13 protein-coding genes and 1 tRNA gene are annotated in these 13,195 nt (G+C 62.0%); 7 read left to right on the top strand and 7 right to left on the bottom strand.

The annotated features are described in order from the left end of the window. Positions 1–84 precede the first annotated feature (84 nt). Positions 85–975 carry a LysR family transcriptional regulator gene (locus KW842_RS18305; protein WP_218305533.1) on the top strand — a complete coding sequence of 297 codons (891 nt, stop codon included), beginning with the start codon at positions 85–87 and terminating at the stop codon, positions 973–975. Positions 976–1,253: 278 nt separating this feature from the next. Here KW842_RS18305 and KW842_RS18300 read toward each other — a convergent pair whose 3' ends face one another. After that, the gene (locus KW842_RS18300; RefSeq protein ID WP_218305532.1) at positions 1,254–1,643 is read right to left on the bottom strand and encodes a KGG domain-containing protein; all 390 of its coding nucleotides are present in this window, start codon (positions 1,641–1,643) and stop codon (positions 1,254–1,256) included. A 227-nt stretch (positions 1,644–1,870) separates the two neighbouring features. Between KW842_RS18300 and KW842_RS18295 the strand changes: the two genes are divergently transcribed. Both KW842_RS18295 and KW842_RS18290 read left to right on the top strand, forming a co-directional pair. After that, positions 1,871–2,866 (top strand): gamma-glutamyl-gamma-aminobutyrate hydrolase family protein, encoded by a 996-nt coding sequence (locus KW842_RS18295; RefSeq protein ID WP_218305531.1) that lies wholly within the window; start codon positions 1,871–1,873, stop codon positions 2,864–2,866. A gap of 76 nt (positions 2,867–2,942) precedes the next feature. Further along, positions 2,943–3,671, top strand: coding sequence for an ABC transporter substrate-binding protein (locus KW842_RS18290; RefSeq protein WP_218305530.1), 729 nt, complete (start codon positions 2,943–2,945; stop codon positions 3,669–3,671). A 1-nt stretch (position 3,672) separates the two neighbouring features. On the opposite strand, the gene KW842_RS18285 is transcribed toward KW842_RS18290, so the two are convergent. Beyond that, positions 3,673–4,791, bottom strand: a complete 1,119-nt coding sequence (locus KW842_RS18285) for a YbdK family carboxylate-amine ligase (RefSeq protein ID WP_218305529.1) — start codon at positions 4,789–4,791, stop codon at positions 3,673–3,675. Further along, positions 4,792–5,976 carry a cation:proton antiporter gene (locus tag KW842_RS18280; protein WP_218305528.1) on the bottom strand — a complete coding sequence of 395 codons (1,185 nt, stop codon included), beginning with the start codon at positions 5,974–5,976 and terminating at the stop codon, positions 4,792–4,794. A gap of 87 nt (positions 5,977–6,063) precedes the next feature. On the opposite strand from KW842_RS18280, the gene fghA reads away from it, so the two are divergent. Next, the gene (gene fghA / locus KW842_RS18275; protein ID WP_218305527.1) at positions 6,064–6,915 is read left to right on the top strand and encodes an S-formylglutathione hydrolase; all 852 of its coding nucleotides are present in this window, start codon (positions 6,064–6,066) and stop codon (positions 6,913–6,915) included. On the opposite strand, the gene KW842_RS18270 is transcribed toward fghA, so the two are convergent. From KW842_RS18270 to KW842_RS18260, 3 genes are all read right to left on the bottom strand, one after another. Next, positions 6,905–7,486, bottom strand: a complete 582-nt coding sequence (locus tag KW842_RS18270) for a DJ-1/PfpI family protein (protein WP_218305526.1) — start codon at positions 7,484–7,486, stop codon at positions 6,905–6,907. The two genes, fghA and KW842_RS18270, sit on opposite strands and share 11 nt — an antisense overlap. A 74-nt stretch (positions 7,487–7,560) precedes the next feature. Beyond that, the gene (locus KW842_RS18265) at positions 7,561–8,529 is read right to left on the bottom strand and encodes a chemotaxis protein (RefSeq protein ID WP_218305525.1); all 969 of its coding nucleotides are present in this window, start codon (positions 8,527–8,529) and stop codon (positions 7,561–7,563) included. Between the two features lie 138 nt (positions 8,530–8,667). After that, positions 8,668–8,743: transfer RNA gene (locus KW842_RS18260), tRNA-Gly, on the bottom strand. Between the two features lie 121 nt (positions 8,744–8,864). On the opposite strand from KW842_RS18260, the gene KW842_RS18255 reads away from it, so the two are divergent. From KW842_RS18255 to KW842_RS18245, 3 genes are read left to right on the top strand one after another with little or no spacing between them, the layout of a single operon-like run. Further along, positions 8,865–10,499, top strand: coding sequence for a Na+/H+ antiporter (locus KW842_RS18255; protein WP_218305524.1), 1,635 nt, complete (start codon positions 8,865–8,867; stop codon positions 10,497–10,499). 4 nt (positions 10,500–10,503) lie between these two features. Next, on the top strand, positions 10,504–11,559 hold the full coding sequence (locus KW842_RS18250; protein WP_218305523.1) for a sensor histidine kinase: 1,056 nt from the start codon (positions 10,504–10,506) through the stop codon (positions 11,557–11,559). Then, positions 11,547–12,281, top strand: coding sequence for a LytTR family DNA-binding domain-containing protein (locus tag KW842_RS18245; RefSeq protein WP_218305522.1), 735 nt, complete (start codon positions 11,547–11,549; stop codon positions 12,279–12,281). Before KW842_RS18250 ends, KW842_RS18245 begins: the two co-directional genes overlap by 13 nt. On the opposite strand, the gene KW842_RS27905 is transcribed toward KW842_RS18245, so the two are convergent. Then, the gene (locus KW842_RS27905; protein ID WP_218305521.1) at positions 12,253–13,128 is read right to left on the bottom strand and encodes a LysR family transcriptional regulator; all 876 of its coding nucleotides are present in this window, start codon (positions 13,126–13,128) and stop codon (positions 12,253–12,255) included. The two genes, KW842_RS18245 and KW842_RS27905, sit on opposite strands and share 29 nt — an antisense overlap. Between the last annotated feature and the right edge of the window lie 67 nt (positions 13,129–13,195).

The raw sequence follows: 13,195 nt of genomic DNA, 5'->3' as shown, positions 1-13,195 counted from the left end.
GAAGAGAGAACTTCACTTTAACGGCCGGCCCGGAATTGATCCAATATCAAAAACGGCGGCCATCTATCTCGAAACGGCATAACGGTGATTTCGCTTAAACAGTTTAAGTATTTTATAGAGATCGTGGACGCCGGCAGCTACTCGCGCGCTGCCGAAAAGCTGTACATCGCGCAGTCGGCGCTGAGCCGGCAAATCAAGGAGCTGGAAGACGAACTGCAAACGCCGCTGCTGACGCGCGACGCCCGCCAGTTCGAGCTGACGCCGGCCGGCCAGCTGTTCTACGAACGCGGCAAGCGCATCCTGGAGGACATCGATGACACGCTGCTGCAGGCGCGCCATGTGGGCAAAGGTGCGCAAGGCGTGATCCGCTTGCAGCATTCCAGCTCGGTGATACTGACGCCGCGCATCAGCAACGCCTTGTCGGCCGCGCTGGACCAGCACCCTGGCGTCACGCTGGAAGTGTCGATGCTGCCATCGGAAAATCAAACGCTGGAAATCGAGGAAGGCCGGATGGATATCGGCTTGCTGCGGCTGCCGACCTTGCGCCGCCATCCGCACATCCAGGTACGCGAAATCGGCAGCGAGCAACTGATGGTGGCGGTGGCCGGCAATTCGCCGCTGGCGGCGCGGGATAATGTCGAACTGGCGGAGCTCAGCGAGCAAGCTTTCATTTCGATTCCGCACAAGGATCGCGGCGGCTTGAGCTATCTGGTCGCCAACCTGTGTCTGGAACAGGGATTTTTTCCCAAGCCGGCGCGCGCCTTGTCGCGCAAATCCTCGCAACTGAATCTGATCGAGGCGGGACTGGGCATCGCCATCGTCCCCGAGTGCATGCGCCTGACGGCGCCGGCCGGTGTGCATTTCATCCCGCTGGCGCGCGGCACCTTGCAAACCAGCGTGGGCCTGGCCACACGGCGTGAGGCAGATCCACTGGTGAGCGCTTTCGCCGATACGCTGGCCAGCCGGCTGGCTTAGTATTTTTTCTTCAAGACGGTGATGCTGCCGTCAGCTTCCAGAAAAATGCAGCGGGCGCAGTCCAACTCCACATCGGCTTCGCGCAGCGCCTGGTACACATCGCTTTCGGCGATGCGGTTACGTTTCAGGATATCGAGGTAACCATGGCAAACTCATATCGAACATGGAGACTCCTGGGTTAAGCCTCCACCGTAGCGCGGCAACACAAAAACGTATGTACGTTTGCTAACAATAGTGATAGCGATAACGGCGGCCTGAGCCGCCGCATCCAGCGCCTACTAGCGGTCTTTTTTATGGCTTTGACGGCCGGCTTCAGCGTGCTGCTCTGGCGTGCCGCCACGGGTGCCGCCGGAGGATCCGCCACCGCTGCTGCGCGAACCACCGCCGCTGCCGCCTTCCTGGCTGCCGCCCTGCTGGTCGCCACCGCTGCGCGAACCGCCCGAAGCGCTGCCGCTCTGCTGATTGCCGTCGTTCTTGTGGCTCATGCTGCCGGCCTGGCGTGCTTCCTCGGACGTGAACTCATGCGCATTGCCCGATGCATGCGCGGCACGGCCGCCTTCCGCAGCAATCTCGCGCTGGCGCTCAGGGTCCATCGAAGCGAAGCCGCGGTTGCTGGTGTCGCTCTGCTGGTTTTTACCGCCCTGGTTGTCTTTGTTAGAGTTGGCCATGATGTTATCTCCTTGATGTAAATGAACTGACACTGGTGCGTCAGGGATAGCCATCGTAAGGCCGGCGGCAATTGCAGCATGAGAGTAGTCAGCTTGTGCTCGCGTAGGACATTCCTTGCTTTAGGAGAGTCATGGTCACCTACTGCCCAGAGAGATAGTGGCTATCATGCGACTGAGGTCCCTCAGATATGGCACACTAGCGCTATCCGAGACACACAGGAACCAGTATGAGCGCCGGACCAGACGATCCAGATCCGCAACAGCCCAATAGCCAGCAACGCCGCGCCAGCGACCACGGCGAACGCCGCAAGCCGGACCAACGCATCCAGCAGGACACCGGCACGCCGCGCTACCTCGATCCGGGCGACACCATCTTCAGCCTGTGGGGCCGCGTCATCATGGCACGCTACCGGCGCATCGCCGCAGCCGCCACGCGCCATGTGATCCAGCGCCCGCTGCACATCGGCGTCTCCGCCCGCATCTTCCATCCCGAACCCGGCGCCACCGGCCTGCGCAGCAAGAACCTGCAATACCTCGAAGAGTCGATTGCACAATGGGTGATGTCACGCGACGTGCTGGTATTCATGATCCCGACGGTGAATACCGACGGCCTGCTGCACCCGTCGAACATCCGCCTGCGCGACTACGCCAAGCACCTGGACGGCCTGGTGCTGCAAGGCGGCGCCGACGTGTCGCCGCAAAGCTATTCGGCAGTGCCGACCCGGCCCGAATGGGGCGGCGACCGGGCGCGCGATATGTACGAGCTGGAGCTGCTGCACGAATTCGTTGAAGCGGGCAAGCCGGTGCTGGGCATCTGCCGCGGCTGCCAGCTGATCAACGTCGCCTTCGGCGGCACGCTGTACCAGGACATCGCCACCGACATGCCGGAATCGCTGGCCCACGTCAACGACGACTACGACCGCAACCGCCACGAAATCGCCTTCCCCGCCGGCTCCTCGCTGGCGCGCATGTTCAAGGGCCAGGCCACCGGCATGGTCAACTCGATCCACCACCAGGCAGTGCGGACGCTGGGACGCGATATGTCGGTCGAAGCGGTGTCGGTGCCGGACAATGTGATTGAAGCGATCCGCTACCGCAAGGCGCCGTTTGTCATGGGCCTGCAATGGCACCCGGAGTTCCACCGTGCCGGCGGCGTCGAGCTGCTCGATTGCACCGGCATCCTCGACAACTTCCTGCGGGTGGCACGCGAAACACGCTTCTGATGCAATTAGTAAATGTTTTTTGATTTTATGGCATCACCCGGTGTAGACTAGCCGCTCCTCAACCGGATGGAATGTCATGAGATGTCCGCGTAGCGCCGCCGTGATCGCCGCAAGCCTGCTGCTTGCCTCGCCTGCATGCCTGGCAGAAGACCTGATCCATGTCACCTACAGCGAGCGTCCGCCGTATATGACGGTGCAGCCGGATGGCGAACCTGGCGGCCTGACCGGCGCACCGGCAGCCGCCGCGTTCAAGCATGCCCGCATCCCCGTGCAATGGCACAAAGTGCCGACCAACCGCCAGCTATTCATGATCAAGGACCAAGCCAGCCTGAGTTGTGCGGTTGGCTGGTTCGCCACGCCAGAGCGCCAGCAATACGCCAAGTTCACCAAGGCCATCTACCGCGACCGCAGCTGGGTGGTGCTGACCAATGCAGCTTTTGCCGCGCGCGGTGTGAGCACCCTTGAAGAGCTGGCGCGGCTGCGTGATGTGCGCGTGCTGATCAAGGACAATTATTCGTACGGCGGACTGGACGCCTTCATGCAGCAATGGCAGCCGGTGGTAGCCCTGTCCGCCGCGCCCACGCTGAAAATGGTGCAATCGGTCAGCAAAGGCGCGGTTGACCTGATGTTCGTGTCGGAAGATGAAGGCCATTACATCATCAAGCATCAGAGCGAGCAGGCGCCCAATCTGCGCCTGCTGCAATTCAAGGACATGCCGCCCGGCCTGGAGCGCCACATCATGTGCAGCAAGGCCGTGCCGGACGAGGTGATCGCACGCCTCAACAAGGCGATCACCTTCAAGTAGATCAACGGCCGCGGAAGCGCCCGATCGCCGCATCCACAACACCTTCCACACTGCCGCTGGCGTCGAACTGCTGGCGCAGATAATGCGCATCACTGCCCTCGTGCGTGACCTGCACCAGATGCTGCAGGCCGGCGGTGGCACCCAGCGTTGCGCCATAAGGCTCCATCTTGCGCAGCGTGGTCAGGATGTCTTCGCGCAGCGACAGGCTCTCGTAGGTTTTCGGATGCACCACCGTGCCGTCCAGGCCAAAGCGGCAAGCCTGGAAGCGGTTGTAGTTGTAGACCAGGTAGTCGTCTTCCGCCGGCGCTTCCTCGCGGCGCTCCAGCAGATAGGCGCACAGCGATTGCAGGTACACCGCCAATGCCGCCGCCCGCTCCACCGTCAGCGGCGTGTCGCACACGCGCAGCTCGATGGTGCCGAATTCCGGCTTGGGACGGATGTCCCAGTAAAAGTCCTTCATGCTCTTGATCACGCCGGTGTGTTCCATCTTGGCGAAATACTCGTGCTCGAAAGTGTGCCAGCTTTGCGTGAACGGCGCGCGGCCGCTCATCGGAAACGCAAACACCGAGTTCAGGCGGGCCGAGTTGAACAGCGTGTCATTACCCTGCACGTAGGGCGACGACGAAGACAGCGCGATGAAGTGCGGCACATAGCGGCTCAGCGCGTGCAGCAGGAACAGCGCATCATCGCCCGAGGCGCAGCCGATATGGACGTGCTGGCCGAAGATGGTGAACTGCTTGGCCAGATAGCCATACAGCTCCGACACTTCCTTGAAGCGCGGCTTGGAGAAAATCCGCCGGTCCGACCATTTCTGGAACGGGTGCGTGCCGCCGCCGCAAATGCCGATGTTAAGCTGCTCGCCGGCCTGCACCAGCGTGTCGCGGATCACCTGTAACTGCGCCACCAGCTCGGTGTGGTTGGTGTGCACGTCGCTGTTAATCTCGATCATGCTTTCGGTGATTTCCGGCGTCACATTGCCGGAGAAAGGCTTGCGGTTCAGCAGGTGCAGCAAGTCCGGGCTGGATGCGGTCAGGTCGAAGTCCGACAGACTGACCAGTTGCAGCTCCAGTTCCACGCCCATGGTGAGCGGTTTTGAAGATTTGAATTCTTCCAATGCCATTTATTTTTCCTCCTGATGGGTTTCTTTGGCCCAGAACAGCGCCCGCTGCGTGATGACCGGACCGACCACTTCCAGCAGCAGCGTCATCGCCGCCAGTGCGGCCAGTTCATCCACCAGCACGATCCCCATGTATTTGGTTTGCTCCAGCAGCAGCGTGACGAACACCGACATCGGCGCCATCGCGATACCGGTCATCACGCCCTTGCGCCACGAGATGCCGCTGACGTGCGCAAGGCCCGCCACGGTGGCCGTCTTGACCAGGAAGCGCGCCAGCAGCAGCACCGCCGCCAGGCCGGCGCCATCCACCACCCGCTCCCATTCCAGCGTTGAGACAGCAAACACGAACAGCAGCACGGTCAGCAGTTCGCCAATGCCGCCAAAATTACGCTCGGTGCGGCTGAACGCCACCCGCTTGTGGCGCGCCACCAGGCCGAAGGTCAGCGTCGCCAGTACCGGCGACACATCGAACGCGCGCGACGCGGCCACCAGCAGGATCACGCCGAGTGCGAAAGCAATCGTGCCATCCTGCGCCAGCGCACCGAGCCGGCGCAGCACGGCCGGCACCAGGAAGCCCATCAGCGCGCCCATCGCCGCAGAACCCAGCAGCTCAATGCCGCTGTGCGACATCGCCTGCGTCAGGCTGCCGGAAGTCTGGAACACCCAGAAGCCCACCACCACCTTGAAGACGAACAGCGCGATCACGCTATTGATCGCCACCAGGTGCAGCACGCGCTCGGTCACCTGGCCGGAGCTGTCTTCCTCATTGATCACCCGCAGCACGCCGGCTGGCGAGGTGGACATGGCCAGCGAGGCCAGCAGCAGAGAGGTCAGCGGCGGCATGCCGGTCAGGTGCGAGATCAGATAGACCACGCCAAAGGTGGCGGCCGATTCGGCCAGGCCGGTGACGGCGATCCAGGGATTAATCCGCAGCCAGTGCAGATTGATGCGGTAGCCGAACTCAAACAGAATCAGCCCGAAGGCCAGGTTGGCCAGGATGGTCACATTGCTCGATGCACCACTGCTGAGCGCTTCAGGGAAGGCCTGGGCCAGCAAAAAACCAATCAAACCGTAAACACTGATACGCGGCAAACGCGTCCAGCGATGCACGAATTCCCCCGACAGCCACGCCACTGCAACCGCCAGTGGCCAGCCCAGATCGGCCAAAATGACCTGAATATCCGGCATGTACTTCTCCTTTTTAACAATACTTGTACAATTCTGCGATATATCTAGCGCCATCACTGTGCGCTAGGGAACTTAAGGAAACATTTAATGCTCGAAATTGTTAGCGAACATGCTTGCTTCGGCGGCGTACAACGCTTCTATCGCCACGAATCGCGCGAGATCGGCTTGCCGATGCGCTTCTCCGTCTTCATTCCACCGCAGGCGGAACACGGCCCGGTGCCTGCCCTGTTTTATCTCGCCGGCCTGACCTGCACCGAAGAGACCTTCATGATCAAGGCTGGTGCGCAGCGCGTCGCTGCGGAACTCGGCCTGATGCTGATCGCTCCCGACACCAGCCCGCGCGGCGCCAATGTGGACGGCGAAAGCGAGAGCTGGGACTTCGGCGTGGGTGCCGGTTTCTATCTTGATGCCACGCAGGCGAAGTGGGCTCAGCACTATCGCATGTACAGCTATATTCATGAGCTGCGTGAGCTGGTGGGGCAGGAACTGCCGGTCGATGCGCAACGCATCGGCGTATTTGGCCACTCGATGGGCGGCCATGGCGCATTAACGATGGCGCTGAAGCGTCCCGACGTCTTCAAGTCGGTGTCCGCGTTTGCGCCGATTGCCGCGCCATCGCAGTGCCCGTGGGGCAAGAAAGCCTTCACCGCTTATCTGGGCGAGGACACGGGCGCGTGGGCGCAGTATGACGCCAGTTCGCTGATGGCGCAAGTCAAGGGCCAGGCGCCCTTCCCGGCCGGCATCCTGATCGACCAGGGCCTGGGCGATAAGTTCCTCGCCGAACAGCTGCACCCGGAAGCCTTCGAAGCCGCCTGTGCAGCAGTGTCGCAGCCGCTGACGCTGCGCCGTCATGCCGGCTACGATCACGGCTACTACTTCATCCAGACTTTCGTCGAAGACCACCTGCGCTTCCACGCGGCGAACCTGGCTAAAGCTTGATCTCCGTGCCCAGCTTCTTCAGGAACTGGGCAATCCACGCGGGATGCGCCGGCCACGCCGGCGCGGTGACGAAGATGCCATCAGTGACCGCCTGATCGACCGGGATGTCGGCATACGTGGCGCCAGCCAGCTTCACTTCCGGCGCGCACGCCGGATAGGCGGAGATGGTCTGGCCGCGTATGACCTCCGCCGCCGCCAGCAACTGCGCGCCGTGGCAGATCGCCGCGATCGGCTTGTTGGCGGCGGCGAACTGCTGCACCAGTTCGATCACGCGCGGATTCAGGCGCAGGTATTCCGGTGCGCGGCCGCCGGCAATCGCCAGCGCATCGTAGTTGCCGACATCGGCATCGGCAAAGTCGGCATTCAGCGCGAAGCGGTGGCCGGGCTTTTCGGTGTAGGTCTGGTCGCCTTCGAAATCATGGATGGCGGTCTTGATGGTATCGCCCGCCTTCTTGTCCGGACACACGGCGTGCACGGTGTGACCAACCGCCAGCAGCGCCTGGAACGGCACCATGGTCTCGTAATCTTCCGCAAAGTCACCCGTCAAAAACAGAATTTTCTTAGCTGCCACGGTAGATCCTTTCGTGAAAGTAAAAAGGGCCACGACGTTGCCGTCGTGGCCCTTCATACTACCTGTTTCTTTACTTACGCGGCGGCAGCAGCCTTGCCCAGCACCGTGCGGATGGTGCCTGCCAGGTCCTCAGCCGAGAACTTGGCCACATACGCATCCGCGCCGACGCCCTTGACGTGGTCTTCGTTGGTCTTGCCAGACAGCGAAGAGTGAATCACCACAGGGATCTTGGCAAAGCGCGGGTCCTGCTTGACCAGGCGGGTCAGCGTGAAGCCGTCCATCTCCGGCATTTCCAGGTCAGTCAGTATCATGGCGACGCGGTCGTTGACGCCCACACCTTCGGCTTTGGCGCCTTCGGCGATGGACTGCAAACGGTCCCATGCTTCCTTGCCCGACTTGGTCATGATGAAGTGCACACCCATCGCTTCCAAACCTTTTTCAATCAGGTTACGCGCAACCACCGAGTCGTCTGCTGCGAGGATGACGGCGCCTTGTTTGAGCGCCACTTTCGGTCCAATGGTTTCGGGATCGACATCCTTGCCTTCCGGCGGCACCAGCTCGCGCAAGATGGTTTCCACGTCCAGCACCTGCGCCAGGCGGGTGTTCTGCACGTCGCCATCCACGCGGGCGATACTGGTGACTTTGCCGCCTGCAGTGCCTTCGGCAGTCAGCACCTGGCTCCAGTCCAGGCGCACGATTTCATCCACTGATTCGACCGCGAACGCTTGCGTGGTGCGCGCGAATTCAGTGACCAGCATAATATTCAGACCAGTTTTTGGGGTCACACCGACGATGCCTGGCAAATCCAGCACCGTGATGATTTGCCCGCGAAGATTCACAACACCCAACATATGTGGCGGGGACCCGGCCACAGCAGTTACTTCAGGCATTGCAACGATTTCGCGGATTTTGAAGACGTTAATACCGAACAACTCAGAATGTTCGCCATTGGCGTCACCGCCGAGACGGAACAGGAGGAGTTCGAATTTGTTGGAGTTGGTTAAGTTACTGCGCTCATCAACTTCCTGTTGAACAGATTTCATGGATTTCGTCTCCTTCGATGGTCCTCACCTAGTATAACGTTTGCAACGGGGAAGATGTTGTATTGGAGAACGATAAACAACAAAAAAGGCAGCCCGCAGGCTGCCTTTTGATTTGCTACTATTTCTAGCACTGAATTCTGGAGCGGGAGAAGAGTCTCGAACTCTCGACCTCAACCTTGGCAAGGTTGCGCTCTACCAACTGAGCTACTCCCGCAGAAGGCATGCATTATGCCAGAAAGATTTTCATTTCGCTAGTGCCTTGCACCAACTTCTTACCGAACTTCCAATAGTGTAAGCTTAGCCTGTTAAGCAAGTTACGCAGGAAAAGGAAGGGAATGGATTCAATCGAAGTTGTACTAATCATGTTGATGGCGGTGGTGGCCAGCGCCTATCTCCGCAAAGTGCTGCCAGGCGCAATACCGCTGCCGCTGGTACAAATCGGACTGGGCGCGCTGATCGCCGCCAAATCCACGCACGGCGTGGACCTGGACCCGGAATTGTTCTTCCTGGTGTTCCTGCCGCCGCTGCTGTTTCTCGATGGCTGGCGCATCCCCAAGAGCGGCCTGCTGCGCGACAAGGGCACCATTCTTGAGCTGGCGTTTGGCCTGGTGGTGTTCACCGTGGTCGGCGCTGGTTTCCTGATTCACTGGATGATCCCCACCATGCCATTGCCGGTCGCGTTCGCGCTGGCGGCCATCGTCTCGCCAACCGATCCAATCGCGGTCAGTTCGATCGCCTCCAGCACGCCGATACCCAAGCGCCTGATGCACATCCTGGAAGGCGAGTCGCTGCTGAATGACGCTTCCGGCCTGGTGTGCTTCCGCTTCGCGGTGGCGGCGGCCATGACTGGCGCCTTCTCGCTGCAAACCGCCGCCCTCACCTTTGTGTGGCTGGTGATCGCCGGCATCGCGGCCGGCGTCGGCGTCACCATGGTGGTCACCTGGGTGCAGCGCTGGCTGACGCGCCATTTTGGCGAACCGCCAGGCTCGCCTATCCTGGTCAACCTGCTGATTCCATTCGGCGCCTACCTGGTGGCCGAACGTCTGCACGCGTCGGGCATCCTGGCGGCGGTGGCGGCCGGCGTCACCATGAGCTATGTCGAGTTGAGCGGCCACGCAATGGCCAACACCCGCATCCAGCGTTCGGCGGTGTGGGACACGGTGCAGTTCTCGCTGAACGGCGTGATGTTCGTGCTGCTGGGCGAACAGCTGCCGGAAATCTTCCGACTGGCCGGCGCCTCGCTGGAGGAAAGCGGTCACGTCAACCGCTGGTGGCTGCTGGCGTATGCGGTGGCGATCACCGCCGGCCTGCTGGCGCTGCGCTTTGTCTGGGTCTGGGCGTCGCTGCGGCTGACCATCTTCAAGCAGAAATACCGCCATCAGCCGCGCCACAAAATCAATCCGCGCCTGCTGCTGGCGACCACGCTGGCCGGCGCGCGCGGCACCATCACGCTGGCTGGCGTGCTGACGCTGCCGCTGGCGCTGCCGGATGGCGCGCCATTCCCGGCGCGCGCGCTGACCATTTTCCTGGCCTGCTCGGTGATCCTGCTGTCGCTGCTGGTGGCCAGCGTTGCGCTGCCTCGCCTGCTGGCCGGCATGACCTTCCCGGCCGAACCGGAAGAGCAGCAGGAAGAAGACCTGGCGCGCCGCGCGGCCGCCAACGCCGCCATCTCGGCCATCGAAAAAACCCAGGTGGAGCTGATGGCGTCCGACGCCTGCATCGATCCGGAAGTGTATCCGCAGGCCGCTGCGCGGGTCATCGCCTTCTATGAGCACAAGCTGAAGGAAGTCGATCCAGAAAGCGAGCAAGGGTGGCGCAAAACCGACTCCGCCGAGAAGGAGCTGCGTCTGGCGGCGCTGGAAGCCGAGCGGCGCACCGTGTTCGATCTGGCGCGGCACGAGCACATCTCCGACGAAATCTCCCGCAAGCTGGTGCGCGAGATCGATCTGATGGAAGCCCGCTACCGCTGATCCCATGCAAAGAACCCGCACCGTCATAGCGATTGCCTGGGTCCTGTTCTGGGTGCTGATGGTCAGCACCTCGGTGCAGGAATACCTGCGTGACCACGACCATGGCGTGTGGAAGCCTATCCTGTGGGAGTCCTCTTCCGCGCTGACCGGCACCTTGCTGCTGCTGGCGCAGCGCCGCCATACCCGCAAGTACGACCATCTGGTGCATGCGCCGCTGCGCTGGTTCGCGCGCCAGCTGGTCTGGCTGCCGGTGTACTGGATCACCTTTGTGCCGATCGCCTTCGGCATCCGGCACGCGGTGTACGCGCTGGCAGGCGAGCGCTACCCGCACGGCGGCTGGGGGGAAATCTATCTGTACGAAGACATCAAGATGACGGTGTTCTTCTTCATCTTCGCCACCATCACCTTCGGCGTGCTGTCCTTCCACGCCATGCTGGAAGAAAAGCTGCGTGTCGAGCGCGCCAACGCATCCCTGCGCGAAGCACAGCTGCTGCGGCTGACCCAGCAAATGCAGCCGCACTTTCTGTTCAACGCGCTGAACACGATATCGTCGCTGATGTACAGCGACGTACAGCGCGCCGACGCCATGCTGGTCCAGCTCTCCGACGTACTGCGCGCCACGCTGGATGTGGGCGAGCGCCATCTGGTGCCGCTGGAAACCGAGTTGCGTATCTTGCGCGGCTACGCGGCGCTGATGGGGGAGCGCTTCTCGGACCGCGTTACCGTGAATTGGACCATCGACGAATCGCTGCTGGATTGCAGCGTGCCGGTAATGAGCATGCAACCACTGCTGGAAAACATCTTCAAGCACACCGTCGAAAAGCAGCGCCGGCCTACCGCCATCAGCATCTCCGCACAGCGCGCCGGCGATGAGCTGGTGCTGCGGCTGGAGGACGACAGCGGCACCCTGCCAGCCAGCGGCACGGCCTGCAGCGGCATCGGCGTACACAACCTGCGCGAGCGATTGCACGCCCTGTACGGCGAGCGCGCCTCGTTCGAGCTGACTGTCCTGTCACCGGCCGGCGTGCGCGCCGAAGTGAGGCTGCCATGCGTATCCTGATCGTTGACGACGAGCGTCCTGCGCGCGACAAGCTGCGCCGCATGCTGTCGGCGGAACCTGGCGTCAGCGCCATCGAAGAAGCCCGCGATGGTGTCGAAGCGCTGGAAATGCTGCCATCCTTCGCACCCGACCTGCTGCTGCTCGACATCCAGATGCCCGAAATCTCCGGCCTCGACGTCGCCGCCTCGCTGCCGGCGCCCGCACCGCTGGTGGTCTTTGTCACCGCCTACGACGAATACGCGGTAAGCGCTTTCGACGCCAACGCCATCGATTACCTGCTCAAGCCTTACGACCAGCCACGCCTTCAACGCGCCCTGCAACGCGCGCGCGAAAGGCTTTCGCCCCTGCGCTCCGCTGAGGCGCCGGCCACGGAGGCCGCGCCGCTGCCGTCCGTCACACAGTTGCTGGTCCCGGAGCGCAACGGCACGCGCATCGTCAGGGTCGAACATATTCAATGGATCGAAACCGCCGACAACTACGTCATCCTGCACACCGCCGACGGCGCGCCGCTGATGCGGCAAACACTGGCCGGCCTGCTGGACAAGCTCGGTCCACGCTTCATCCGCTGCCACCGCCGCGCCGCCGTACAGACCGACTGGATCGCCAGCATCGTCAACCACGACAAGGGCGACGGCGAACTGCTGCTGCGCGGCGGGGCGCGGGTTCCGCTGAGCCGCCAATACCGCGCCGACGTCATAGCGGGAACAGCTGCTCCGCGATGAAGTCCACAAACACGCGGATCTTCGACGGCAGGTGCCGGCTCGACGGCCACAGCACGTAGAACACCAGTTCCTGGGTAACATGCTTGTCCAGCACCGTCACCAGCCGGCCGTCCCGCAATTGCTGGCGTACGGCGATCTCCGGCACGTAGGCCAGCCCCGCCCCCTGCTCAGCCAGGCATACCTGCGGTTCCAGCGTGTTGGCGATGGCGCTGGCCGGCAGCTCTTGCGGCACGCCGTCCCAGGGCCACATATCCAGCTTGCCGGTTTGCGGATAGCGGTACAGGATGCAATCGTGCTTCAGTAAGTCGGCCCGCTTGCGTGGCGTGCCGGCGCGCTTCAAGTAATCCGGCGAAGCGATCACGATCTTGCGGCAAGCGCCGATGCGGCGCGCTGTCAGGCGCGAATCGGCCAGCTGGCCGGTGCGAATGACCGCATCAAAGCCTTCTTCGATCACATCGACAAAACGGTCGGAGCAATCGACATCCATCGCAATCTCCGGATACAGGCGCTTGAAGTGAGCCAGCCGCGACATGAACATCGCTCCCACCGACGGCACGCTGATACGCAATCTGCCGCGCGGCGCACCCTGCGCTTGCAGCAATTCCGCTTCCGCCGACTCCACCTGCGACAAGATGTGACGGCAACGCTCCAGGAACAGCAGTCCTTCCGGCGTCAGGCTCACTGTCCGCGTCGAACGGTGGAACAAGCGCACACCCAGCCGCTCCTCCAGTCGCCCAATCGACTTGCTGACCGCCGACGCACTCACGCCCAGCTGCTTGCCCGCCGCTGTAAAACTGCTCGCTTCGCCTACACGCACGAACACGTTGAGGGAACTGAGGTTATCCACCCTTTAATGACTCCAATGACACAAGTGTTGTGAACTATAGCTTATTTTTCATTGATCGATCTTTCGC

It is taken from the genome of Duganella sp. sic0402 (genome assembly GCF_019219065.1).
Lineage (GTDB): Bacteria > Pseudomonadota > Gammaproteobacteria > Burkholderiales > Burkholderiaceae_D > Rugamonas.
The sequence above is the reverse complement of the archived record's forward strand: the minus strand, read 5'-3'. Positions and strand labels throughout refer to the sequence as shown.

Bases quoted from the DNA above. Each gene is read 5' to 3' on its own strand.
- fghA (WP_218305527.1), top strand. From the start codon at position 6,064: ATGCTCGAAATTGTTAGCGAACATGCTTGCTTCGGCGGCGTACAACGC.
- KW842_RS18245 (WP_218305522.1), top strand. From the start codon at position 11,547: ATGCGTATCCTGATCGTTGACGACGAGCGTCCTGCGCGCGACAAGCTG.
- KW842_RS18285 (WP_218305529.1), bottom strand. From the start codon at position 4,791: ATGGCATTGGAAGAATTCAAATCTTCAAAACCGCTCACCATGGGCGTG.
- KW842_RS18255 (WP_218305524.1), top strand. From the start codon at position 8,865: ATGGATTCAATCGAAGTTGTACTAATCATGTTGATGGCGGTGGTGGCC.
- KW842_RS18280 (WP_218305528.1), bottom strand. From the start codon at position 5,976: ATGCCGGATATTCAGGTCATTTTGGCCGATCTGGGCTGGCCACTGGCG.
- KW842_RS18250 (WP_218305523.1), top strand. From the start codon at position 10,504: ATGCAAAGAACCCGCACCGTCATAGCGATTGCCTGGGTCCTGTTCTGG.
- KW842_RS18290 (WP_218305530.1), top strand. From the start codon at position 2,943: ATGAGATGTCCGCGTAGCGCCGCCGTGATCGCCGCAAGCCTGCTGCTT.
- KW842_RS18300 (WP_218305532.1), bottom strand. From the start codon at position 1,643: ATGGCCAACTCTAACAAAGACAACCAGGGCGGTAAAAACCAGCAGAGC.
- KW842_RS18295 (WP_218305531.1), top strand. From the start codon at position 1,871: ATGAGCGCCGGACCAGACGATCCAGATCCGCAACAGCCCAATAGCCAG.
- KW842_RS18265 (WP_218305525.1), bottom strand. From the start codon at position 8,529: ATGAAATCTGTTCAACAGGAAGTTGATGAGCGCAGTAACTTAACCAAC.